Consider the following 22,205-nt stretch of genomic DNA (forward strand, 5'->3'; position numbering starts at 1 on the left):
TAAAAAGCTAAAGGGGATTAGTTTTTATTGAGAGCGGTGCTGGCATTTTGGTCCACGCTATAGATTGTCCAGCGTTCGTTAGCAAATTTCTGTTTCGCGAAGACTTCCGCAACAACTCGACGGTTCATTTGGCGTCCGGCTGCTGTGTCGTTGTCTGCTATTGGGCGAGTTGCGCCATAGCCTATGCCTTTCACTCGATCTGCTTTGATTCTGAAACTGTCTACCAATACGTCAGCGATTGCTGTGGCGCGTCGTTGGGATAAGGCTAAGTTCAGCTCAGCTGAACCTTGGCTATCCGTATGACCTTCGATGACGACGTTGCTGGTTGGGTTATCCTGCAGAAATTTGGCCAGCTCTTTTAGTTCTGAATAAAAGCGCGGTTTAATGTCGGCTTTACCGGAATCAAAAAGAACTTTTAGCTCGATAGACAAAAGTTTGGTGCTTTCGAAAGGGCAGCCGTCGTTGTCTACGGCTACTCCTAGAGGTGTGTCTGGGCATAGGTCTCTTGCATCAATAACACCATCTTTGTCTGAATCCGCTAGACGAGCTTGTACGTTGGAAGCGTACAAGCTTTCTGCAGCGGAAAGCTGATCAAAAGCAAATAATGCTGTGATCAGACTGATGGATTTGAATAAAGACTTCATTGTGCCTCAACTTCCTTTTCGACTTTTTCGATTGTTTTAGCTTATGGAAAAACCTTTTGTATCACCATGGCTTTTTTGTAGCGTAGTTTAAAGAAGTTGTAGTTTTGTAATTTTATGTAATTACCAACTGCCAATATTTTCCATTGACGCCCAAGGTTCCTGTATTTCAAGGGAGCCATTTTTTTGCAGAAGCTCGATTGAGATGTTATTTGGGTCTTTGACAAAAGCCATGTGACCGTCGCGAGGCGGACGCAGGATAGTGACACCTAAGGATTGTAGTTTTTCACATACTTGATAAATATTATCGACTTCAAACGCTAGATGGCCGAACTGATCGCCGCCAGTGTATTCACGGTCGCTCCAGTTATGTGTTAGCTCCACTTCTGGCGCGCCTTCTTCTGTTGCATAGTAGATAAGTGAAAATTGACCTTTTTCACTGTCCATGCGTCGAGTCTGAATTAACCCCAAACCTTCGGTATAAAATGTGTGACTTTCTTCTGGCTTGTCTGTTCTTATCATTGCGTGCAGATATTTGATAGACATAGTGAAATCCCTATAGATATTAATAATATGAGAAATATTATCACAGGATTAAAAGGGTAATTCAAAGTTCTAAAGAGAAGAGCCTCTTTATATACTTATTCTTCCCAAACCCAACGGATAGGCTCGCCAAAATCGTCATAGATTATTTTTTTCTTGGGGCGCTTTTTTATGGCTGGTGTAGCAGGTGCTTTGGTTTGCTTTCTTTGTTGAATTGCAGCGACAACGTGATTTAATGGCGTCCGATCTTGTTTAGGCTCGTTAAAGCCTAGGTGGCTCGTGTTATACTTGCCATCAACTAAACCGGATTCACCCATATTTACTTGTTGGATCGTTCCGTTTTGCTTGATAAATTGATCTACCAGAGACTCAAGTTCTTCTCGTGTGTCTCTTTTGGTGGTTTTTGGTTTTATCATAGTGTTTTGTTTAGGGAAGATCCTGTAAGTAAAGCTATGGGTTAAAAAATGATCGCAATCATCCATATTAAACGTAAGAGGTAGCTGGTGTCTATTAGCAACTTAATTGTGCACGAGATTCAAAAACATGAAGGTGAGCGCAAGGCTATTCTGATTGCGCGTCCCAATGAAAACCCAGTAGATGGACAAGCCGAGGCGTTGTCTGCTCAGGTAACGAATCTATTCAATCGTTCTGGAATGAATACAGGGCGCTTCGTAAATCCTCAAGGCAGTGAGGAGGGTGCGCAATTACCAGCTTTATTGTTTAAGCATTTTAAAAACGATACTTTTGTCGACTTTGCTGGGTTTACTAAAGAATGTGCTGCGGAATATCTGAAGTATTTGGAGCCTGTAGAAGAAGCTGAGGGTGGTTTGTTGTGGTTTAACCATTACGAACTGCACGATACGCATTTCTTATATATTGTTATGTTAAAGCGCAAAAAAGGCATTGGTCTTGGTACTGATTTGAGTTTGTCTCAAATTGAACAGATAGAGACGGAAAAGCTTCACATGTCGCTGCGTATTAATTTGACTGCATGGCAGGCGGGTGATGAAGGGCGTTATATTTCTTTTCGTTTTGGTCGTGCGCCTAAGTTCGAGAGTGAATATTTCACACAGTTTATTGGATGTGATGAGCCAAAAGTTGCCGCCAAGGAAACGCGTAAGCTGGTGGATTTGACCTCCGCGTTTTGTCAATCAGAAGGCCTTCCATCAAAACAGGCAAATGAGTTTAAAAAAGTGGTTTCTGAGCACTGCCAAGCAAAAGCGCAAGATCGCGAGCCATTGGCAATCAAAGAAATTGCGTCTCAAGTTGAGTCAAGATTCTCTGTCGAGCAGGCGAATAAGTTCTTGGAAATTGCTGACTCTGATAGCTTCAAAATGGAGAAAGAAATCTTCGTTGAAAAAGCCGCGCTGAAAAAATTGACGCGTTTGTCTGGTAGTTCACGTGCTTTGACGATTAGCTTTGATAGCGACTTGTTGAATGAGTCTGTGGTGTTTGATGCAGACTCCGGAACTCTAACAATTAAAGAGTTGCCAAAGAGTCTGCTAAAACAATTGCAATCTATGTCTAACTAATTGGTTTAGACGAATTAGAGTAGTTAGAAGGTTTGTTAAATGCCTAGCAAGCCTTCTAGTTCTTTCATTGTTTTGAAGCATTGAGTTGCGCCAGCCGCCGTTTGCATTTGTGCATCAAGCGTCTCACTATAGGCAAGTACTCGCATTCCTGCTGCTCGTCCTGCTGTAATCCCTGCGATAGAATCTTCTATAACCAAACAATCTTCTGGTGTGACATTGAGTGCTTTTGCTGCTTTTAAGTAGAGATCTGGTGCAGGTTTGCCATTGTCTACATCCTCGACACAAAAACGTGTAGCAAAACGTTCTGCTAGTTGGATTTTGTTTAGCTTGAAATCCATTTCTTTGCGGCGTGCATTAGTGGCCATGGCGATTGGCACCGTGATTTTGTTGAGTAAGTTTCGGACGCCTTTTATCGGCTCTAAGTCAGCTTCGATGACAGCGTGAAAGCGTTGTCGATAATCTTCATCAAAGTTTGCTGGTAGAGGTTTGCCTAGTAATTTCTCGGCATTAATAAGGTTTTCTTGATTGGTAAACCCTGTGAACTTGGCGTGCAGTGTCTCGTCGTCTAACTCAAGACCGCATTCGCTTAGCATTGTTTTCAAAATGGTATTGGAGATATTTTCTGTATCGACAATAACGCCATCGCAATCAAAGATTATCGCTTTGTAAGAGTAAGTCATAAAAGAAGATGTTTTGTTGTGAATGAGTATTGATGATAACGAATTTGGAGGAGGTTAAGGAAGGGAGGGGTTTTATTATTTTTCTCCCCTTAAAAAGATCTATTTACGATACACTAACAGCCAATTATTATGGGCTTATTCTTCCAATATTAGTTGCTTGCTTGACCAAGTTGCTGTGGACGAGAGCTTACTTTTTTGATGGTTTTAAGGCTGTTTTTGAAAAAAGTAACAACCGCTTTGATACGACGAGCACGTCTTTGGCGGCGAGCGTGATCTTCAACGCTAGTGTCTGCATAGCCCCATTTTGCAAGTAATGCTTCGTATTGTTCTTGAGAGTCCATAGTATTCTCCTGATTTGTTAATGAAATATGTTGTTTTATTACAACAATGATAATACTAGTGAAGCTTGACGGATTGAACAAACGATCCTTTTTCACTCGTTAGGTTAGATTTTTTCATCATTTAATTTGTTAAGGAAATTTCCTTGTACCAATCGTTAGAACAGTTTTCCAAGAGTTGGATTTTTAAGCGTAATGACCCCAAAATTGAGTCGGAGGATTTGCAGCAAATTCGCTTGTTAAGTGAACAACGGGCAGCTCAAATTTGGCGAGATTATATTAGTGATGAGCAAGTGCATCCTGATCATTTCTCTGACAATGACTGGCCAAAGAAAGATAGCGCAAAAGCTCCTGATGGCAAGCTTCAGTGGGAAAAAGCATGGGACAGTGATCAGGCACCATTACCGGAAGAAGTGCTGGCGCATTTTGCCGCTTGGGGCGATGACACGACGGTGTTTTTTTGCTGCCATAATGAGTTGGTTTTTGAATTGCCTTGGGGCGTTTTTAAACGCACTTGGAAGGCGTTTCTCTTTTTAGACAATGGGCCTATTTTGGTCGGCAAAAAGAAAAAACAAGCGGCGCAATTTCATACTAACGGCTGGCTTAACTTATTGTTTCGAAGTGCGTAGTTGAATCTTAGGCTAGGGTTGTCTGAAACGTATATTTTGTAATTAAGTTTCATAATGATAGGTTGTTGCCTCGTTTTCTGCTGCTCATACAGTGCTCATTGAAGGCTTGGTAATAACGTAATAGGTGCTGGCTGTGTTTTTCGTGACCTAATGTATCGAGTAACATAGCCGTGACTTCTGCGGTTGCAAATTGCATTTGATGGCTGGAATGCCTAACCAAGAACGAGCGCTGGGCTTCACTGTTAATTTCAAAGTGAGGGATGTCTTTTAGCCATTCGCTTTGATGAAACATTTTACTTGCTTGTTTCCAGGTTCCATCCAAGATGATAAACGTGTGTTTTTTGTTGTTTTGTTGGCTGGGTGGGGCAACGCTTCTGAATGGTCTGTTCTGGGCTTGTGCCGTTTCTGTGTTTGGAAACAATACGGTACAGTTTCCACGCTGGCTTTCTAGGAGATGTAATAGTGGCTCAGATGGCTCTGTACGGCTCCATAAGTAAGCTTGTGTGTCCAGTGGAAATAAATCGGCAATAAGTCTGCCGCTATTTGTTGGTTTGTGAATTTCATCACGATGAAACAGTAGAATGAACTCAATTGGAGATGACATGCTTTTTCTGAGATGGCAAAAACAGGCAAATTCTGCCATTAGGCAGTGATTACATCGGACAGCGTTAGAGCCTCTAGCGATAAAAGGTCTCATGGATTCTGTTTTACATTCTTCACGAAGTAGGTCGACAGAATGTTTAGCTGGTGTGTTGTTCATGGTAATTGAGCTCTTATTTCGGCTGCGCCATTATCGATGATTTGTTTGTGATGTCCAGTTTGAGTCAGTGGCTGGATCCTTTATTTTTGAATGGTTAGATGTGGTTATTTGTTTTTTTTGTCAAAAACCTTACAGAAAATATGCAAATACAAAGGAATGAGCTCGAAGAGCCTTTTTGCACCTGTTCGTTGTAACAAAGTCGCGATATTGTTCGAGATATTATTTTTTCGCTATGAGTTGTCTATGAGTCGTTATATCTCTCCGGTTTTATATATTCTGCTAATGCTTGTTGGATGCGTTGCGTTTATATCTATCGCTGGTGTGAGAGTAGGGATTTTTGAGCCATTAACAGGCTTTTCTATGTTGCGAAAAAGTGTTTTTGCTTCTCTGGTGCTTTCTATTCTCGCAGCGATCTCAATGGGGGCGTGCAGAAAAGAAAAAAATGTAGGGGTTCAGCGCTTCTTTTTCTTAGTGCTTATTGTCTCTTTCTTATACAGCGCGATGTGGATTGTGTTTTATTTCCAGCGTGCCGAGTTACCAAATATTAACGATATCACCACTGACACCCAAAACCCTCCCACTTATCTCAATGTAAATTTCATCCGAAACTCGAAAGAAAATGATTTAAGCTACAATACGGATTGGGCCTCGATTCAGAATGAGTATTATCCAGATGTTAAGCCGCTCTTTTCTAAAAAAGACCCTGCAACTGTCTTTGCTGCCGTATCAAACTTGGTAGAAGAACGTGAATGGGAAGTTGTTGCTACCTATTCCGGTGCTGGAATTATTGAAGCGACAGCGCGTACGCCTATTTTTGGTTTTCGTGATGATGTGGTGATTCGAATCACTCAGGAAGAAAACAAAGTACGTGTTGATATGCGGTCCTGCTCTAGAGTGGGAGATGGGGATTTTGGTGTGAACGCTGAGCGTATTGTTTCTTTTATGAATGATCTATCTGTTTCGTTAAATCATTCTCCTGTTCCTAATGTCTATTTTGGTCGTTAAAATTTCTGCTCGTCATCGATAGTGAGAACAGCTAGACTCCCTAACTGTCTTTCTTAGAGGAAATGAAAAGGTGAGTCTTCGTCAGCAGCAAAAAGCCAATACTCGATCTAAAATCAAAGCCATCGCTAAGCAAGCTTTTTTAACTCAGGGTATTGAGGCAACCAGTACTCGGTATTTAAGTGATAAAGCAGGCATCGCTGTTGGTACCTTATTTGTTCATTTTCCCGATAAACTTTCCCTCGTAAAAGACATCTTCTTTGATGAAATGGATGTGGCGCTTCGTGCCGCAGTTGCTTCTCAAAAAGCCAGTTCTTCCCCAATAGATTACCTTCTGCAAATGGCGCAAGTGTTGTTTGATTTCTATGACAAGTATGCAGAATTTACTCGACAGGTTCTATTAGATAGCTTGGCAAAAGGTGGTTTCCACACTAATCAAATGGCTGTGGTTTCAGAAGGTATCATTAAGCGTTTTAAGCAAGTCGGCGTAGACGATAAAACAGCCAGTATTTTTGCCGAAAATATGATTTCTAACTATTGGTTTGTGTTGCTAACCGGAGTGCCGAAAGGGGTTCTGGGTCAAGATGCGATAGAGCACTTAAAAAGAATGAATTTGCCGTTTGAAGTGTCTTATCGCAATGCATTAAAAAACAGTGGCAAATTATCTTAACTAAGTTCGTTGGCTTTGCGATATGGCCCTTGGTAATCAAATAACCGTTCTGTTACTTGCCAATGTTGCTTTTGTTTCTTTGCAATGACGAAGTCTGGTGTAGGCAAATAAGGCAAAAAAGGCTTCACTTCTTCGAGTTTGTCAAACTCTATAGACTGACTGCCGTTAGCAATTCTTCGTGCAAATAAGTCGTTAAAAGCTTGTCGTGATTTTTTGAAGTTAAAGCGGAATGTTTCTGAAAGTGTTAGCCCATCTTCATCGTGATAGGTGATCTTGATGCTCTTCTCTTTGATGTTTATTTCCGGCGTAATTGCAGAGCAGCGTAATACTTTGTTGTTTTTTAGGTTAAGTGCGCTTCTTAATAAATCGTCCGGATCAATGAGCTTTTCCGTGCAGTGTTGGCATTGCCTTGCAGCGATGTCATTTTCTTCGTTGCAGTGAGGGCAACGCTTAAAACGAAAGCGGTAGGTACATTGTTCTTCACCTTGTTCGTTTTCGACTAGGCCGTGACAACGGCGACCAAAGTGTTCAAGGATGTTGCCTTCAGCGTCTTTTCTTCCCCAAAATGTATTGGCAAAGTCGCAAGCAGGGCAGTGAATTTGCACTGCTACAGAATCTTGAGTTGGACGTTTTTCCCCGATCTCTGGCTGAAAAATATTGTAGCCGTTGTTGGTGTAATCCAAGACTAGGCAGTCTTTTTTGCCAGGGCTTAGTCTCAGTCCACGGCCAACGATTTGCTGAAATAAACTGATCGATTGGGTTGGGCGTAATATGGCGATCACATCGACATGAGGCGCATCAAAGCCCGTTGTTAATACCGAAACATTAACAAGATATTTAATCTCTTTGTTTTTGAAAGCAGTGATTAACGAATCTCGTTGTTTTTGTTTGGTTTTCCCTGTGACCAGTGCGGTTTTGTCTGCTGGAAGGTAGCTGACGATTTCTTTTGCGTGGTCAATAGTGGCGGCAAAAATCATCACCCCTTGGCGGTTTTCACTAAGTTGTCGTATTTGCTCTGTCACCGCTTGGGTGACTCGTGGGTGTTTATGAATAAGCTCGTTCAGAGCAATGTCGTCAGTGCTGTGCTCACCGTCTAAGCTTTCTGTGAGCAAGCTGAAATCATAGTGAGCAATGGCGGCATCGTAATGAATTGGCGGTGTTAAATAGCCTTTTTTCACCATGTGTTGTAGCGGTAGCTCAAAAATACACTTTTTAAACAATGAGTTTGTGCATGTTCGTGTGTAGCCATGGTAGTGGTTTTGGTATATCCAGCCACTGCCTAAACGATAAGGAGTGGCGGTCAATCCGAGGATTTTTACCTTTGGATTGAGCGCTCGAAAATGCTCGATGGCTTTATTGTATTGACCACTTTCTTCCATGCCGACGCGATGGCATTCATCGATGATAATTAAACTTGCTGGTTCGTTAAAATCATCAAGGTTTGCAGACAGTGATTGAATGCTGGCGAAGGTGGTTTTTTCTGTGCTGGTTTTCTGACTTAGCCCAGCAGAGAAAATCCCCGCTGATGCACCGGTTGCCAAGAATTTAGTGTGGTTTTGTTCAACCAATTCCTTTACATGAGCCAAGCAAATAACCCGGCCTTTGGCGAGTCGACTTAATTCGGCAATGACCAAGCTTTTCCCTGCGCCTGTGGGTAGAACGATGACGGCAGGGTCGTTGCTAATGCGAAAGTGTGACAAAGACGCTTCAACGGCTTGAATTTGATAGTCTCGTAATTGAAATCGTTGGCTCATCTTGTTTTAAATCTACGTCGCTAAATCTTAGTGTCTTGTTTGTCAGGCTACAGTATCATAGCAACTTTAGTAATTTTGCCTTTTTAGAAGTGAATAATCTATCTATGTCGAATGCCGTTCTGCCTGCGAAAGCTCTGTATGTTGAAAATTCTATTCCTGCTTTTAGTCGAGAGGAACCATTCTCTAATCTGCTAATGGACCTACAGACAAAAGGTTGGAGTGTTCAGGATGACTTTTTTTCAACGGATTTCACTCAGGCTTTAATGGACGAAGCAGAAAACATACAAAATGCATTTATGTTGCAGGCCGGTGTTGGGCGTAAGCAAGATCACCAAATTGTGCTCGATGCGCGCCGTGATTACATTCAGTGGATCGATCCAGACAAGCCGATTCGTAGAGATTTCTTGAAAATGATGGCCGAACTGCGCGTTGCCTTGAATCGCCGTTTGTTTCTTGGTTTGTTCGACTACGAAGCGCATTTTGCCAGATATGAAAAAGGGGCGTTTTACGAGAAGCACATCGATGCCTTTAAAGGCGAAAGTAACCGTATCTTATCGACGGTTTTGTACCTTAACGAAAATTGGCAAGACGGAGACGGAGGAGAGTTGGTTATTTATGATGAAAATGATCCGTCTGTTGAAGTAGGGCGCTTTTTCCCAAAAAAAGGTCGGCTGGCGGTGTTTCTTAGCGAATGTTTTTATCACGAAGTTGTAGTGGCAAAGCGCACGCGACACAGCATCGCTGGCTGGTTCCGAGTAAATACCACCACAGGGTCGACGCTTGATCCAGATCAATAATTCTCTATAATACGCGCCTTGTTTAATTGCTCTGGTTTTACGTTCCAGATCGCATAGGAGAAAGATATGTCTAAAGTCGTAGTATGTGCCCTTTATAAATTCGTTGAACTGCCTCATTTTGAGTCCATCCGTGAACCGCTTCAGAAAACACTGGAAGACAACGGTATTCGTGGCACCTTGTTGCTAGCCAGTGAAGGTATTAATGGCACGGTTGCTGGAACTCGCGACGGTATTGATGCCTTGTTAGCTTGGTTGGATCAGCAACCTGGACTAGACAACATAGTGACCAAAGAGTCTTACGACGATGACATGCCGTTCTACCGCACAAAAGTGAAGCTTAAAAAAGAAATCGTCACCATGGGTGTAGAAGGTATCGACCCTAAGCGTGTGGTTGGTACTTATGTTAAGCCTAGTGATTGGAACGCTTTGATCTCTGATCCTGACGTGGTTCTTGTTGATACGCGTAACGATTACGAAGTTAAAATCGGTACGTTCAAAAATGCGGTTAACCCAAAAACAGAAACCTTTCGTGAGTTTCCTTCCTACGTGAAGGAAAATATGGACCCTGCGAAACACAAAAAAGTTGCCATGTTCTGTACAGGTGGAATTCGCTGTGAAAAATCGACTGCTTATATGTTGGAGCAGGGGTTTGAAGAGGTTTATCACCTAGAAGGCGGTATTTTGAAGTACTTGGAAGAAGTGCCAAAAGAAGAAACTTTATGGGAAGGTGAGTGTTTTGTGTTTGATAATCGTGTGTCTGTGAACCACGACTTACAAAAAGGGGAATACGACCAGTGTCACGCATGTCGTATGCCTATTACAGAAGAAGAGAAACAAAGCGAACATTACATTCAAGGTGTTAGCTGTGTGCATTGTGTTGACAAATTTACCGATGAACAACGTCAGCGTTTTATTGAACGTGAGCGCCAAGTTCAGCTTGCTCGCTCTCGTGGGGAAGAGCACATTGGTGCAGAAGTATTAAGCGCGGTTGAAAAGCATCGTCTGGAAAAAGCGCTTGAAAAAGAGCGTCAGCGCAAAGTGCGCGAGCAATCCTAACTCTGTTGTTTTGATAGTATTTTTAAAAGGCCAGCATCAATGCTGGCCTTTTTTATTGTATTGATGTTGTAAGTTGATGACGCTAGTATCTGGTCTCAATTCAGGTCGAATGTAGTTTTCTTGGCTTGTTATATCTTGGATTAAAATTAGAAGGACTCTTTCGTGAAGAATTTAAAACTCTCATTTGCCGTTCCTGGCGTTGCTTTACTCTTAGCTGGTTGTGCTGGTCAAGTCGTTGATAAAACCCCTGTTGTTGATGTGAGCGTTATAAAAGCCAGCATTCGTACCAGTGGGCCTTTATTGCCTGATGCCACCCAAACAACGGTTCGTTATACCGCTGGTAATAAAAGCACATTAGAAACAAAAACAGAGTACGACTCTTGGATCACAAGTAAGATTGCTGGCGATAATCACACAGCTGAAATTACTCGCTTAGATAAAAACTTACTTTGGCAGGTAAATTACAGTGCTGAAAACTATGCGGAGTGTCCTTTAGCAGGTTGTAGCTCTTTGAGCCCTCTAGAACAGCTCAAAAATGAAGGTTCAGATGACGAAGATACAGAAGACTATAATCCAGCTGGAAGCGATAGTTGTAAAGTTGAGGTGAAAAAATTCGATTTCACGGTGACACCTAAAGCAAAGGGTAGAGAGATAAATGGATTTATCGCTGACCAGTATGTCGCGCAATGGGATTTGGTGTCAGAAGATGATCAAGGTAATCGTGACAAGCACACAGTTACGATGGATTACTGGATGGCTGATGTGTCAGCTAATCAGGCGTTAAAAGAGTCGCATGACTTTGATCAAAAATATTACGATAAAGTGATTGCTGAAACACCTTTGGCTCGTTTGCTTGATCAAAATATGGAAAAAGTTTTGGCGTTTTTCAGCGCTGGTAAAGAAAATGAGATGAAAAAATTGACATCCGTTAATGGTGAGCCAATCTCTGTGAAGCTAGAGTGGTATGCCGATATTAACGCTTGCCAAGAGGCAGAAACCAAAAAGGATGATCCTGAGTTTGATGCCAAAGATCCTGTTAACTCGTTGAAAGACATGGCGGGTAGCTTCTTTTCTGAACAAGCAGAAAAAGGTGCCAAAAAATGGATGGGTATGGAAGATGGGAAGCCGCTCGTTACTTATATTCGAGAAGTGACAGCCGCTAACATGTCAGGTGAACATACGAGTCGTTTTGAGGTGCCAAAAGACTTCAAACTAATCGATCGTCAATAAAAACGACGCCCCACTAGGTTGATTTAGTCTGTGGGGCGTTTTGTTCCCTATAGTATTCCCGCCAGCTCATTTCTTTTTATCCTGAAAAAGCTTAAAATTCAGCAAATTATATAACCGTCTGCATTAAATGCAGTATGGTTAAACAATCAAACGCTGTGCTACACAGCCTTAATAATCATTAGATTGGATTGCATGAGCTACCAAGTACTCGCACGAAAATGGCGCCCGCAGACTTTTCTTGAAATGGCTGGGCAAGACCATGTACTTCAAGCGTTGGTGAACGCCTTACGCCAACAGCGTTTGCATCACGCCTATTTGTTTACTGGAACTCGCGGTGTTGGTAAAACCACCATTGCGCGCATTTTTGCTAAGTGTCTGAACTGTGAAACCAACGGTATTTCTCCTGAGCCTTGTGGGACTTGTGATAGTTGCCGAGAGATCGCTGAGGGTCGCTTTGTTGATCTCATTGAAGTGGATGCGGCATCGCGTACTAAAGTAGAAGATACCCGCGAATTACTAGAAAACGTGCAATACGCGCCAACTCGTGGCCGCTTTAAAGTCTACCTAATAGACGAAGTGCACATGCTGTCGACTCACTCCTTCAATGCATTATTAAAAACCCTTGAAGAGCCGCCAGCGCACGTCAAATTTTTGCTTGCAACGACTGATCCACAGAAGCTTCCAGTGACTATTCTGTCTCGTTGTTTGCAGTTCAACCTCAAAAATATGTCCCCGCAACGTGTCGTGGATTATTTGCAAACTGTACTTAATACCGAGCAAGTGAATTTTGACCAGCCAGCACTATGGCAAATCGGCCAAGCGGCAAACGGCAGTATGCGTGATGCTTTAAGTTTGACGGATCAGGCGATTGCTTTTGGCAATGGCACGATTTCGGAATCTGGTGTGACGGCTATGCTGGGCTTGGTGAATCAAGCACAAGTATTGGATTTGCTAGAAAGTGTTGCGTCTAAAAACGCGGCGCAAGTATTGACGCGAATAGAGCAGCTTGCCGATTATCAGCCAGATTTTAGTGCGATTTGTGGCAGCTTGCTTGATGTTTTACACCGTGTGGCAATAGAGCAACAAGTGCCTGGCGCTTTAACGGATCAACTAGGTGATTTGGCTCGTATTCAACATATTGCGACCAGCGTAACTTCTGAAGAAATACAGATGATGTATCAGAGCCTGTTGATTGGCCGACGTGATTTACATTTAGCTCACTCAGCTCGCGCTGGCTTCGAAATGCTTATGCTGAGGTTGATCGCGTTTCGTCCTGCACCGCCTATGGTCGTCAGTCATAATGCACCGCCAGTGGTGGCTGCAGAAACGATGGATAACGATGCTGCGCCAGAGTATTCGCCACAGCCGACCATGGAAAAAAAAACACCATCGGTTGAGCCAGAAAATGTGGTAACTGAGCCGGTAGAACAGGTTGTTGAGCAAGAGCCTGTGCCGCCAATAACGCCAGAAGAGCGCCCACCTTGGGAAGACGCTCCCGAATTAGACACTCCTGTTGAAGAGAACACAGAAGCTTCTGTTGAAACGGTTGACGCAGAATCGACTGGTTCAGTCACGTCTGTGGATGCAGAGCAAGAAGCAGAAGCGCAACCAGAAAGCCGTGATCAGCCTCAAATTGACCCTAAGCCTTTTGTCATCAGTGAAGAAAAGTTTGCGCAAGTAGCAGAGGATGACATTGACGATGATGAGGACGAAGAGGAAGCGGAAGAGCGAGCAATCGCCGATGTCGCTGATCCTTTTAATCCGGCGGCAGACTTGGTTGATGCGTTGGGTGCGGAACCTGTTGAAGAGCCAGCGACGGAAGAAAGCAAAGAGCCAGATACTCGTTTAGCTAAGGTGCCGGATGTTATTGCTCAGCCTGCGCTGGGAATGCCGATGCCAAGCTTGAATCATTATAACGAATTAACAATGAAGCTCTGGTGGTTGGTTGCGCCGCGTCTGCCTTTGACAGGTTTGGTGCAAAATATTTTAATGAACTCCAGCTTGGTTGATGCAAATGACCAAGGGATTCGCTTAGAAGTGCCGTTAGAATACGGGCACATGCTGAATCAAGTTAGGTATGAACAAATACAAGGCGCGCTGAGTGACTTTTTTGGCATGACAGTGCCCTTGATTATCGATACTGTGGAAGACACCTCTGGGGTCACTGCAGAAGAATTTGCGGCCAGCAAGCGGGCAGAAGCTTTGCAGGTAGCAATAGAACATTTAAATTCACATCCGATTGTACAAGCCTTGTCTGAAACGATGGGCGCACAGTTGGTTTACGATACGGTTAAAGTTAAAGCTTAAAATTGGAGAGCAAACGTTATGTTTAAAGGTGGAATGGGTAACATGATGCGCCAAGCGCAGCAGATGCAAGAAAACATGCAGAAGGCGCAAGAAGAAGTCGCTAACATGGAAGTAGAAGGTCAAGCAGGTGCTGGCCTTGTTAAAATATTGATGACAGGCCGTCACGATGTTAAACGCGTTTCAATTGACGACTCTTTGTTTGGTGATGACAAAGAAATGTTAGAAGACCTAATTGCTGCGGCGGTAAACGATGCTGTGCGCAATATCGAAGTGTCTCAAAAAGAAAAAATGGCGGCAGCGACAGCAGGTATGTCTTTACCACCTGGTTTTAAGATGCCTTTCTAGGAGTAAGCTTTGTTTAGTCCCTTAATTAAAGAGTTGATGGAATCATTACGTTGTTTGCCTGGCGTTGGGCCTAGATCGGCTCAAAAGATGGCGTTGTATTTATTAGAACGTGATCATCAAGGGGCGGATAGGCTTGCCAATGCATTGCGTGAGGCGCTCGACAAAGTCGGGCGCTGTTCAAGCTGCCGTACTCTGACGGAAGAGACAGAGTGCCAGATTTGTACAGACCCAGAACGTGATGCAAAGCATTTGTGTATTGTTGAAACGCCTGCAGACGTTGTTGCTATCGAATCTGCAGGTAGCTTCTCTGGGCGCTATTTTGTTTTGCTGGGGCATTTATCACCGATTGATGGTATTGGTCCAGAAGAATTAGGCTTAGATCGTTTAGAAACCTTGGTTCAACATAATCAGGTTGAAGAGGCGATTATAGCGACGAATTCGACGGTAGAAGGTGAGGCCACTTGCCATTATATCGCTGAGAAATTAAAAACATTAAACATCAACGTCAGCCGAATTGCTCATGGTGTCCCTATGGGTGGCGAGCTGGAATACGTTGATGGAAATACTCTGGCTTTAGCGCTAGAGGGACGGAAAAAACTCTAGTATGAATGATCAAGATGATGCTCTGAATGATGATGCCCTAAATATTGTATGGGTTGCAGACAATGAATCGCTGGCCAGTTGGTGTAAGTACTGGGCAGAGTTGCCGGTTATCGCTGTCGATACAGAATTTATTCGTCGCACAACCTATTTTCCAATTACGGGGCTAATTCAGATCAGCGAAGGCGAGAAAGCTGTACTGATTGACCCTCTGAGCATTGACGAATGGGAACCTCTTCGTGACTTGATGGTGAACCCTTCGGTAATGAAAGTTTTCCACGCTTGTTCGGAAGACTTGGATGTTTTTGATCGTTTGTTGGGAGTATTGCCCGCGCCGTTTTACGATACTCAAATTGGTGAAGCCTACGCCAGTGCTCAATGGTCATTAAGCTATGTGAAGCTAATTCACGAGTACCTGAAAATTGAAGTGGCGAAAGATGAAACGCGTTCTGATTGGGTTCAGCGACCTCTGACCGATGCGCAAAAACGTTACGCAGCATTAGATGTGGTGTATTTGGCCAAAGTGTATCCGATGCAGATTGCCCGTTTAGAAGAGAAAAATATGCTTGAATGGGTCATGGAAGATTGTGAATCATTGAAGTGGCAGTATCAGATGAACTCTGATCCAGAGCAAAACTGGAGTGGAGTGAAAACGGCATGGCGCTTGTCTCCAGCAGGTTTAACTTTATTGCGTCTGCTGTTTATTTGGCGCGATGAGCAAGCTCGCAAGGAAAATGTGCCCAAGGGACAGATTCTGAAAGATCGTACACTATGGTCTTTGGGGAAAACCATGCCGACACACAATAAAGCGGTGTCTGAAGCGGAAGAAATTACGGGTCGTCAGCACCGTTTGTATGGTGATGTGATCTTGCAGAATGTGGCTCTAGTCAATGAGCTGTCAGAAGACGAATACCAATTGCCACTGGAAATTCCTTTGCCTTCACAGGCGGGAGAGCTAACCAAGGCGATTAAAGCGTTTGTTCGTCAGAAAGCAGAAGCATTAAATATTGCACCAGAAGCCATGATGAAGCGTAAACTGTTGGACCCTTTAGTGCGTCACTTGTTTGACGGTACGGAGGTCGATTGGCAGAACCCTGCACTTAACGGCTGGCGTCGCGATGTTATTGTTAACCCAGTGCTTGAGAAATTTAAAAAGTCCTAATATGGCGTGAAATCGCCAAGAGAAAACTATGAAACAGCATTTAATCGTAGAAGTATTTCGTTCCAGCAAACATGATGGAATGTACTTGTATGTCGAAAAAAGCAAAGGACTGAAAGACATCCCAGAAGAGCTAATGACACGCTTTGGTAAAGGCATCAGTGCCATGACTATGTTGTTAACCAAAGAAAGTAAATTGGCTCGCGCAAAGCCAGAAAAAGTGATTGAAGGCATTCGAGAAAAAGGTTTTTATCTGCAGTTACCCCCAGCGAAAGATGACTATTTGTTGGATTTGTATAAAACACCAACGGAAGCCGTTTACTAACTATTTGGGTCAAAAGAATGATTGCAAAGCGTTACGAGCCTTTTTGGAAAACCACTGCGCTGGAGAAAATGTCTCCTGCACAGTGGGAGTCGATTTGTGATGGCTGTGGGAAATGTTGCCTACAAAAATTACAAGACGATGAGACAGAAGAGGTTTTTTATACCAATTTATCGTGTCACCAACTGAATATTGGCTCATGCCAGTGTAAGGTGTATGAGACTCGACAAGAAAAAGTGTCTACTTGCATTACGTTAACACCTGATCAACTCGATGAGTTTCATTGGTTACCAGACACCTGCAGTTACCGTGTATTGCATGAAACCAAAGACTTGCCAAACTGGCACCCTTTGGTCGTAGGCAGTCATAAAGAAATGATTCGCCAAGGTCTGACGGTGAGTCATTATGCGGTGAACGAAGAATCTGTAGACGAAGAAGATTGGGAAACCCACATTATTAAGTGGGTGCATGGCATGCCGGAGCCTTATGACATAACCTAATGAGGCGAATGGTCGCTAAATTCAGCAAAGTAAAGTAGTTCAAGGAGTTCGCAAGCGTGAAGTGGTTGAAAATAAATACTGTGTTGTTAGCGGCTGTTTTCTCTTTCGTTACGCCGTTTAGTCAGGCGGATACCCAATTCCGCGTTATTGTAGATGCTTCTGGTAGTATGCTGATCAGTGACCCTGATAAGCTAACGTCGGAAGCGCTGCGTCTTATTTCCAACCTAGCCCCAGAAGAGGAAGCGACATTAGGCGTCTGGTTGTTTGGGGAAGAAGCACGGGTGTTATTGCCCGAATCCACCGTGAATCAAGCCACGAAAGCGAAGCTTTCAAGTTACGTGAACAGCTACGTTACCCAAGATGTTAAAACCGACTTAGAATCCATTATTAAGTTATTGCTAGAGACACCAGATGGTGGTGCTCTGGAGCCGGGGTTTAATCGCCACTGGATTTTGGTTACCGATGGCATGGTCGATATCAGTTTAGACGAAGCAGTAAACAAAGCCTCTCGAGATCGAATCCTTAATGAGCTAACCCCTCAGTTAGAAGATCGCGGTATTCATCTTCATACCATATCAATGACGGGTTATACGGATAAAGCGCTGCTTGAGTCGCTTTCTCTAAGAACCAACGCCTCCCATACAGAAGTCGCTATTCCTGAAGATTTGCTAGACACTTTCGATCGTATTTTTGCACAAGCTTCTCCTTCGGATGAATTACCTTTAGATGGTAATCGCTTTTTAGTCGATGAGGATATTCAAGAACTTACCCTTGTTGTGTTCCACGATGGTGAGATTCAGCCTCGTATCATAAGGCCAGATGGTGTATTGCAGTCATTGAACAATGACAGTGGCACTTCGGTGGCGAAATCAGACCATTACACCTTGTTAACGATTCGTGCGCCTCTCGCTGGGGAGTGGACAATCAATAATGTCGATCTAGAGCGTAGCAGTGTCAGGGTCATTACTGATATTGGTTTATATACTTCCGATATTCCACCTGTTGTGTTTCAAGGTGCATCGATCAGCTCGACAGTTGGTTTGTTGCAACAAAATACGCGTATCAAAGACGCGAAAGTGCTTAATTTACTGAACGTAGAGCAACGCTTAATGCGATTAAGCGGGGAGCAAAAAGAATCGGTTTTTTCTCGTCAATTGGCCTTACGAGAAGAAAGCTTTAAGCAAACGCTGCAGGGCACGATAGAGCCTGGTCGCTATGAACTGGTGAGCGTAGTTGATGGTAAAACCTTCTCTCGGCAGGTGAGTCAATATTTTACTGTTCATCCAGCCATTGAATTCAAAGGGAAAAAGTCTGGTGGTAACCTTGTATCCTTTACTGCATTACCCGTTAATTTGAGATTGGATGTTTTACAATCCAACATCAGGCTAGAGCTGACTTACAATAATGGCACCAGCAAGATAGAAGAAATGCCATTAGTGGGCCAAGGCTATTGGGAGATGATCATTCCAGTTGCGCCAGATGATAATATTAAAGTACGTGCTGAATTGCTTGGTGTGGATCAAAACGGCGAAAGCTTTGAATACTGGACGCCAGAGTGGCAGCTGAGCCGACAAGGTAATGATGCCCCTGTTGTCAGTTTGGCAGGTGCGAGTAACGAAGGGACAGCACTTATCTCGGCGGCGACGGTGGATAAAAACGTTATGCCGGTTTTCCTTCCTCCCGCTATCTCTGTCGTGGATGAAACGGAAGAATCTGCGTCACTTGCTTCTGAATCCAGTGCGCCAACTAAAGACGCGAGCGTCAGTGATGCTGCCAATAAAAATGATAGCTTTTCTTCCAAAGAATGGATGTTATACGCGGCCTTAAACATTGGCGGCATAATCATAATAGTGGGCGGTATTTTATTGTATCGACGCTTAAAGAAATCTAAATCCTATCAAAGAGATGATGTAAACGATGTGTGAGTTATTGGGCATGAGTGCAAATGTGCCAACGGATATTTGTTTTAGTTTTTCTGGTTTACGTGCTCGCGGTGGACGGACGGGTCCTCATAAAGATGGCTGGGGAATGGCTATGTACCGAGATGGCTATGTTTGGGCGATCCATGACCCAAGACCAAGTGCCGATTCAGACATGGCGGAAGTCATCAGCAATACCTCATTAAAGTGCGACATCGTGATTAGCCATATTCGCCAAGCAAATGTCGGTGCAGTGAGTCTATTAAACACTCACCCATTTAACCGTCTTCTGTGGGGAAAGACTTGGACTTACGCTCATAATGGTCAATTAGAATCGTCTGAATCCTTGCCAATAGAGCATTACCATCCATTAGGCAGCACTGACTCAGAGCGAGCATTTTGCTGGATTGTAGAGCAACTGCAAACACGTTTTGGTGATCTAGAACCCACGTTATCTGAGGTATCTGAAGCGCTTTCAGAATTGGCTTTGCACCTTAAAACCATGGGCGTGTTTAACATGATGCTCTCTGATGGTGTGCGTTTATACTGTTTTTGTACCACTAAATTACATTGGATTACCCGCCGAGCACCGTTTAAAAAAGCGACTCTTTCTGACGAAGATGTCATAGTGGATTTTAAAGAAGTCACCACAGATAAAGACGTTGTCACTGTCATCACGACACAACCTCTAACCCACGACGAAATATGGCAACAAATGGAAGAAGGCGAGTTGTGTGTGTTTGAAGGTGGCGAAGTGGTGTGTCAGATCAAAGTCAACAACCTTGTTTAGAACCCTTATAAGACACAATAGGCGAAGTCACTATCGTTTGATCTCATTTATGGGGCTCTCTTTGGTATTCGCCTGCGATGGCAATGTAAAGTGGAAACCAATATAGGCATAATTGTCGTTTTACTTGCTTGTGTTTAAAGTCTATATTTTGATTCAATAACGCCCCCCTCATAACGAATTTAGTCATGTTAAATTAGTAGTCTCTAGGGCTTTGAATTTATCTTGCAAGGAGTAAAGCCAGTGCATGGCTCTATCGAGTTTTTAAAAGCAGTCATAGACTCAATAGCAAGTCAGCTAGCGGTTATCGACTCCCAAGGCAATATTGTTTACGTTAATAAAAGTTGGTGTAACTTTGGCACAGGAAGCGGGCAGAAAAAAAGTTCGATAGAATGGGATTCAATCAATTATCTAACGGTTTGTGATGGCTCATCTGGAGACGATGGCTTTGGTGCTGATGTCGCTCAAGGCATTCGTGATCTGATAAAAGGTGAGACTAACGAATTTCAAATTGAATACCCTTGCCATACTCCGACTGAAAAACGCTGGTTTATAATGCGTTGTACGCCATTTGATTTAGATGATGAGCGCTTTATTGTGATTGTTCATCAGGATGTATCGCAGCGTAAACTTGCCGAGGAAGCCGTAGAACGGCTAGCACGATTTGACAGTCTGACCGATATTCATAATCGACGTGCTTTTGATGAGCATTTAGAAGCATCATGGTCTGAGGCGATTGAGGGGCAGCTTAGTCTAAACCTAGCAATGATGGACTTAGATTATTTTAAGCGTCTTAATGACTTTTATGGTCATCAGGCAGGCGATGACTGCCTAGTTCAGGTGGCTGGCTTGTTGAAGACTTTGGCTGATAAGCATGGCTTTTTTTGTGCTCGTTATGGCGGTGAAGAGTTCGCTATGATTTGGGTAGGGAAACCGATTAGTTCAACACTTGCAGAGTGCGAGGCCTTTTTACAAGGTTTGTATGGCCTACAGATACCTCAGTCCTATCCTGCTAATGCTTCTTATCTGACAGCGAGTATTGGTTTAGTTGAGTTAACACCAAGTAAAGACATCACCATTGAAGACGCATTTAGACAGGCTGATGCGTTGCTCTATCAGGCGAAACAAGAGGGACGTAATAAGGTTGTACACTGCGTCTTGAGTGAAATCCACAAACCAGTAAAAACAACAAAAATAACCCCAATTGCGTAGGCTAAGCGCTTCCTATTTTTCTCACGCAGCGATAACTGTTATCCTAGCGCGATTATTGGCGTAACAGAGTAGTAAGAATGATTAATGATAACGATGTAATCGAAACCTTAGACGAGCTTGAGACGTTTTTACGTTTGGTCGAAGCTGGTGGGTTGGGTTTGAACAATGTATCGGGCGTAGCATTGGCGACGAATAATTCCAATGGCCGTCCATTTGTAGCAGTGCTGGATGATAATCAGCAGCTGGTGTTAGGGCGTTATGTGACCACTGAAGTGTTTGAGAATGGCAAAGACATGGTTCGTTACGGTACTAAAAAGCCCCATTAATTAAGATTTTTTCTTAATAGATTACTCCCTCCCTAACTCTGCCCTTGAAAGACATAAGGAGAGAGAAGTTGTTCGCTCCTCCCCCTTAATAAGGGGGAGGCTGGGAGGGGGTTACTAAGATTATTGATTACTGAACCAACTCGTTGTCGGTGAATTCGCCTTCAAACAAAGCGGTAGATAAGTAACGCTCACCAGAATCCGGTAATACTACAACGATTTTCTTATCTTTAAATTCAGCAAGTTGGCTCAAGCGTTCTGCCGCTACCACTGCAGCGCCACAAGAAATACCGCACAAGATACCTTCTTCACGCATTAAGCGTTTTGCCATAGCAATGGCGTCTTCGTTAGACACTTGTTCCACTCGGTCGATGACAGAAAGGTCGAGATTCTTCGGTACGAAACCCGCGCCAATGCCTTGAATTTTGTGTGGTGACGGAGTGGGTTCTTCACCCTTCATTGTTTGCGTGATAACAGGGGAGCTAGTCGGCTCTACCGCTACACTAACAATGGCTTTCCCTTGGGTGTTTTTAATATAACGGCTAACACCTGTGATCGTACCGCCAGTACCAACCCCAGCAACGAAAACATCTATCTCGCCATTGGTGTCTTGCCAAATTTCTGGCCCGGTGGTTTGTTCATGAATTTCAGGGTTTGCTGGGTTTTCGAATTGTTGTAACAAAACAAAATTGTCGTCTTGGGCGATTTCTTCTGCTTTGGCAATCGCCCCTTTCATTCCTTTTGCGGGTTCAGTCAGAACGATGTTTGCGCCCAAAGCCTTCATTACTTGGCGACGTTCAATACTCATGCTGGCAGGCATGGTGATGGTAATAGGGTAACCACGAGAAGCCGCAACAAAACACAACGCAATCCCTGTATTACCGCTTGATGGTTCTACAATGGATTTGCCTTTCGTCAAAATGCCTTTCTTTTCTGCATCCCACACCATGTTGGCACCGATGCGGCATTTCACTGAGAAAGCAGGGTTACGAGCTTCGATCTTAGCCCAAATGTTGCCATTGCCAATGCGGTTCAAACGTACAAGAGGCGTATTGCCAATGGTAAGAGAGTTATCTTCAAATACTTGATGTGACATACC

25 protein-coding genes are annotated in these 22,205 nt (G+C 43.5%); 17 read left to right on the forward strand and 8 right to left on the reverse strand.

Going from position 1 to position 22,205, the window contains the following annotated elements; all coding sequences use genetic code 11:
* Nucleotides 1–17 precede the first annotated feature (17 nt).
* The 3 genes from C1X04_RS07855 to C1X04_RS07865 all read right to left on the reverse strand — a co-directional run bounded on the left by C1X04_RS07855 (nt 18) and on the right by C1X04_RS07865 (nt 1,600).
* Nucleotides 18–644, reverse strand: coding sequence for an OmpA family protein (locus C1X04_RS07855; RefSeq protein WP_110572004.1), 627 nt, complete (start codon nt 642–644; stop codon nt 18–20).
* A 120-nt stretch (nt 645–764) separates the two neighbouring features.
* The gene (locus tag C1X04_RS07860; RefSeq protein ID WP_110572006.1) at nt 765–1,187 is read right to left on the reverse strand and encodes a VOC family protein; all 423 of its coding nucleotides are present in this window, start codon (nt 1,185–1,187) and stop codon (nt 765–767) included.
* Between the two features lie 95 nt (nt 1,188–1,282).
* Nucleotides 1,283–1,600, reverse strand: coding sequence for a hypothetical protein (locus C1X04_RS07865; RefSeq protein WP_110572008.1), 318 nt, complete (start codon nt 1,598–1,600; stop codon nt 1,283–1,285).
* Nucleotides 1,601–1,687: 87 nt separating this feature from the next.
* Between C1X04_RS07865 and C1X04_RS07870 the strand changes: the two genes are divergently transcribed.
* The gene (locus C1X04_RS07870) at nt 1,688–2,716 is read left to right on the forward strand and encodes a nucleoid-associated protein (protein WP_110572010.1); all 1,029 of its coding nucleotides are present in this window, start codon (nt 1,688–1,690) and stop codon (nt 2,714–2,716) included.
* Nucleotides 2,717–2,751: 35 nt separating this feature from the next.
* On the opposite strand, the gene C1X04_RS07875 is transcribed toward C1X04_RS07870, so the two are convergent.
* Together C1X04_RS07875 and C1X04_RS07880 are read right to left on the reverse strand one after the other, a co-directional pair.
* On the reverse strand, nt 2,752–3,396 hold the full coding sequence (locus C1X04_RS07875) for an HAD family phosphatase (RefSeq protein ID WP_110572012.1): 645 nt from the start codon (nt 3,394–3,396) through the stop codon (nt 2,752–2,754).
* Between the two features lie 149 nt (nt 3,397–3,545).
* Nucleotides 3,546–3,737 carry a hypothetical protein gene (locus tag C1X04_RS07880; RefSeq protein WP_110572014.1) on the reverse strand — a complete coding sequence of 64 codons (192 nt, stop codon included), beginning with the start codon at nt 3,735–3,737 and terminating at the stop codon, nt 3,546–3,548.
* 143 nt (nt 3,738–3,880) lie between these two features.
* Between C1X04_RS07880 and C1X04_RS07885 the strand changes: the two genes are divergently transcribed.
* Nucleotides 3,881–4,363 carry a DUF2947 family protein gene (locus tag C1X04_RS07885; protein ID WP_137169598.1) on the forward strand — a complete coding sequence of 161 codons (483 nt, stop codon included), beginning with the start codon at nt 3,881–3,883 and terminating at the stop codon, nt 4,361–4,363.
* A gap of 49 nt (nt 4,364–4,412) precedes the next feature.
* Here C1X04_RS07885 and C1X04_RS07890 read toward each other — a convergent pair whose 3' ends face one another.
* Nucleotides 4,413–5,123 carry a tRNA-uridine aminocarboxypropyltransferase gene (locus C1X04_RS07890; RefSeq protein WP_110572018.1) on the reverse strand — a complete coding sequence of 237 codons (711 nt, stop codon included), beginning with the start codon at nt 5,121–5,123 and terminating at the stop codon, nt 4,413–4,415.
* Between the two features lie 243 nt (nt 5,124–5,366).
* Between C1X04_RS07890 and C1X04_RS07895 the strand changes: the two genes are divergently transcribed.
* Nucleotides 5,367–6,128 (forward strand): DUF1499 domain-containing protein, encoded by a 762-nt coding sequence (locus C1X04_RS07895; RefSeq protein ID WP_137169599.1) that lies wholly within the window; start codon nt 5,367–5,369, stop codon nt 6,126–6,128.
* A gap of 70 nt (nt 6,129–6,198) precedes the next feature.
* Complete coding sequence (locus C1X04_RS07900) at nt 6,199–6,795, forward strand: TetR/AcrR family transcriptional regulator (protein ID WP_110572021.1); 597 nt, start codon at nt 6,199–6,201, stop codon at nt 6,793–6,795.
* On the opposite strand, the gene C1X04_RS07905 is transcribed toward C1X04_RS07900, so the two are convergent.
* The gene (locus C1X04_RS07905) at nt 6,792–8,549 is read right to left on the reverse strand and encodes a DEAD/DEAH box helicase (protein WP_110572023.1); all 1,758 of its coding nucleotides are present in this window, start codon (nt 8,547–8,549) and stop codon (nt 6,792–6,794) included. The genes C1X04_RS07900 and C1X04_RS07905 overlap by 4 nt on opposite strands.
* A gap of 104 nt (nt 8,550–8,653) precedes the next feature.
* On the opposite strand from C1X04_RS07905, the gene C1X04_RS07910 reads away from it, so the two are divergent.
* The 13 genes from C1X04_RS07910 to C1X04_RS07970 all read left to right on the forward strand — a co-directional run bounded on the left by C1X04_RS07910 (nt 8,654) and on the right by C1X04_RS07970 (nt 21,109).
* On the forward strand, nt 8,654–9,346 hold the full coding sequence (locus C1X04_RS07910; protein ID WP_110572025.1) for a 2OG-Fe(II) oxygenase: 693 nt from the start codon (nt 8,654–8,656) through the stop codon (nt 9,344–9,346).
* Between the two features lie 66 nt (nt 9,347–9,412).
* The gene (locus C1X04_RS07915; protein WP_137169600.1) at nt 9,413–10,402 is read left to right on the forward strand and encodes a rhodanese-related sulfurtransferase; all 990 of its coding nucleotides are present in this window, start codon (nt 9,413–9,415) and stop codon (nt 10,400–10,402) included.
* Nucleotides 10,403–10,564: 162 nt separating this feature from the next.
* A complete protein-coding gene (locus C1X04_RS07920) occupies nt 10,565–11,632 on the forward strand; it encodes a hypothetical protein (protein ID WP_110572029.1) in 1,068 nt (355 codons plus the stop codon).
* A 192-nt stretch (nt 11,633–11,824) separates the two neighbouring features.
* Nucleotides 11,825–13,939 carry a DNA polymerase III subunit gamma/tau gene (gene dnaX, locus C1X04_RS07925; protein WP_110572031.1) on the forward strand — a complete coding sequence of 705 codons (2,115 nt, stop codon included), beginning with the start codon at nt 11,825–11,827 and terminating at the stop codon, nt 13,937–13,939.
* Between the two features lie 18 nt (nt 13,940–13,957).
* Nucleotides 13,958–14,284: a YbaB/EbfC family nucleoid-associated protein gene (locus C1X04_RS07930; protein WP_110572033.1), complete on the forward strand. Its 327-nt coding sequence runs from the start codon at nt 13,958–13,960 to the stop codon at nt 14,282–14,284.
* Between the two features lie 9 nt (nt 14,285–14,293).
* Entirely contained in the window at nt 14,294–14,887 is a 594-nt protein-coding gene (gene recR, locus C1X04_RS07935) for a recombination mediator RecR (RefSeq protein ID WP_110572035.1), read from the forward strand.
* A 1-nt stretch (nt 14,888) separates the two neighbouring features.
* Entirely contained in the window at nt 14,889–16,046 is a 1,158-nt protein-coding gene (rnd, locus tag C1X04_RS07940; protein WP_110572037.1) for a ribonuclease D, read from the forward strand.
* A 28-nt stretch (nt 16,047–16,074) separates the two neighbouring features.
* Nucleotides 16,075–16,368 (forward strand): YcgL domain-containing protein, encoded by a 294-nt coding sequence (locus C1X04_RS07945; protein ID WP_110572039.1) that lies wholly within the window; start codon nt 16,075–16,077, stop codon nt 16,366–16,368.
* Nucleotides 16,369–16,385: 17 nt separating this feature from the next.
* A complete protein-coding gene (locus tag C1X04_RS07950) occupies nt 16,386–16,865 on the forward strand; it encodes a YcgN family cysteine cluster protein (RefSeq protein ID WP_110572041.1) in 480 nt (159 codons plus the stop codon).
* A gap of 56 nt (nt 16,866–16,921) precedes the next feature.
* Nucleotides 16,922–18,790 carry a VWA domain-containing protein gene (locus C1X04_RS07955; RefSeq protein WP_137169601.1) on the forward strand — a complete coding sequence of 623 codons (1,869 nt, stop codon included), beginning with the start codon at nt 16,922–16,924 and terminating at the stop codon, nt 18,788–18,790.
* On the forward strand, nt 18,783–19,574 hold the full coding sequence (locus C1X04_RS07960; RefSeq protein ID WP_137169602.1) for a class II glutamine amidotransferase: 792 nt from the start codon (nt 18,783–18,785) through the stop codon (nt 19,572–19,574). Before C1X04_RS07955 ends, C1X04_RS07960 begins: the two co-directional genes overlap by 8 nt.
* A gap of 240 nt (nt 19,575–19,814) precedes the next feature.
* Nucleotides 19,815–20,783: a diguanylate cyclase gene (locus C1X04_RS07965; RefSeq protein WP_137169603.1), complete on the forward strand. Its 969-nt coding sequence runs from the start codon at nt 19,815–19,817 to the stop codon at nt 20,781–20,783.
* 77 nt (nt 20,784–20,860) lie between these two features.
* On the forward strand, nt 20,861–21,109 hold the full coding sequence (locus C1X04_RS07970; protein ID WP_110572049.1) for a hypothetical protein: 249 nt from the start codon (nt 20,861–20,863) through the stop codon (nt 21,107–21,109).
* Nucleotides 21,110–21,236: 127 nt separating this feature from the next.
* Here the strand turns inward: C1X04_RS07970 and cysK are convergent, their stop codons facing one another.
* Nucleotides 21,237–22,202: a cysteine synthase A gene (gene cysK, locus C1X04_RS07975; RefSeq protein ID WP_110572051.1), complete on the reverse strand. Its 966-nt coding sequence runs from the start codon at nt 22,200–22,202 to the stop codon at nt 21,237–21,239.
* Between the last annotated feature and the right edge of the window lie 3 nt (nt 22,203–22,205).

Origin of the sequence: Marinomonas sp. FW-1 (assembly GCF_005222245.1) — a bacterium.
GTDB classification, from domain to species: domain Bacteria; phylum Pseudomonadota; class Gammaproteobacteria; order Pseudomonadales; family Marinomonadaceae; genus Marinomonas; species Marinomonas alcarazii.

Excerpts from the sequence above, each read along its gene's own strand:
- cysK (WP_110572051.1), bottom strand. The coding sequence starts at position 22,202 with ATGTCACATCAAGTATTTGAAGATAACTCTCTTACCATTGGCAATACG.
- C1X04_RS07950 (WP_110572041.1), top strand. The coding sequence starts at position 16,386 with ATGATTGCAAAGCGTTACGAGCCTTTTTGGAAAACCACTGCGCTGGAG.
- C1X04_RS07905 (WP_110572023.1), bottom strand. The coding sequence starts at position 8,549 with ATGAGCCAACGATTTCAATTACGAGACTATCAAATTCAAGCCGTTGAA.
- C1X04_RS07910 (WP_110572025.1), top strand. The coding sequence starts at position 8,654 with ATGTCGAATGCCGTTCTGCCTGCGAAAGCTCTGTATGTTGAAAATTCT.
- C1X04_RS07875 (WP_110572012.1), bottom strand. The coding sequence starts at position 3,396 with ATGACTTACTCTTACAAAGCGATAATCTTTGATTGCGATGGCGTTATT.
- C1X04_RS07865 (WP_110572008.1), bottom strand. The coding sequence starts at position 1,600 with ATGATAAAACCAAAAACCACCAAAAGAGACACACGAGAAGAACTTGAG.
- C1X04_RS07855 (WP_110572004.1), bottom strand. The coding sequence starts at position 644 with ATGAAGTCTTTATTCAAATCCATCAGTCTGATCACAGCATTATTTGCT.
- C1X04_RS07860 (WP_110572006.1), bottom strand. The coding sequence starts at position 1,187 with ATGTCTATCAAATATCTGCACGCAATGATAAGAACAGACAAGCCAGAA.
- C1X04_RS07890 (WP_110572018.1), bottom strand. The coding sequence starts at position 5,123 with ATGAACAACACACCAGCTAAACATTCTGTCGACCTACTTCGTGAAGAA.
- C1X04_RS07915 (WP_137169600.1), top strand. The coding sequence starts at position 9,413 with ATGTCTAAAGTCGTAGTATGTGCCCTTTATAAATTCGTTGAACTGCCT.
- dnaX (WP_110572031.1), top strand. The coding sequence starts at position 11,825 with ATGAGCTACCAAGTACTCGCACGAAAATGGCGCCCGCAGACTTTTCTT.
- C1X04_RS07895 (WP_137169599.1), top strand. The coding sequence starts at position 5,367 with ATGAGTCGTTATATCTCTCCGGTTTTATATATTCTGCTAATGCTTGTT.
- C1X04_RS07970 (WP_110572049.1), top strand. The coding sequence starts at position 20,861 with ATGATTAATGATAACGATGTAATCGAAACCTTAGACGAGCTTGAGACG.
- rnd (WP_110572037.1), top strand. The coding sequence starts at position 14,889 with ATGAATGATCAAGATGATGCTCTGAATGATGATGCCCTAAATATTGTA.
- C1X04_RS07945 (WP_110572039.1), top strand. The coding sequence starts at position 16,075 with ATGAAACAGCATTTAATCGTAGAAGTATTTCGTTCCAGCAAACATGAT.
- C1X04_RS07880 (WP_110572014.1), bottom strand. The coding sequence starts at position 3,737 with ATGGACTCTCAAGAACAATACGAAGCATTACTTGCAAAATGGGGCTAT.
- C1X04_RS07960 (WP_137169602.1), top strand. The coding sequence starts at position 18,783 with ATGTGTGAGTTATTGGGCATGAGTGCAAATGTGCCAACGGATATTTGT.
- C1X04_RS07930 (WP_110572033.1), top strand. The coding sequence starts at position 13,958 with ATGTTTAAAGGTGGAATGGGTAACATGATGCGCCAAGCGCAGCAGATG.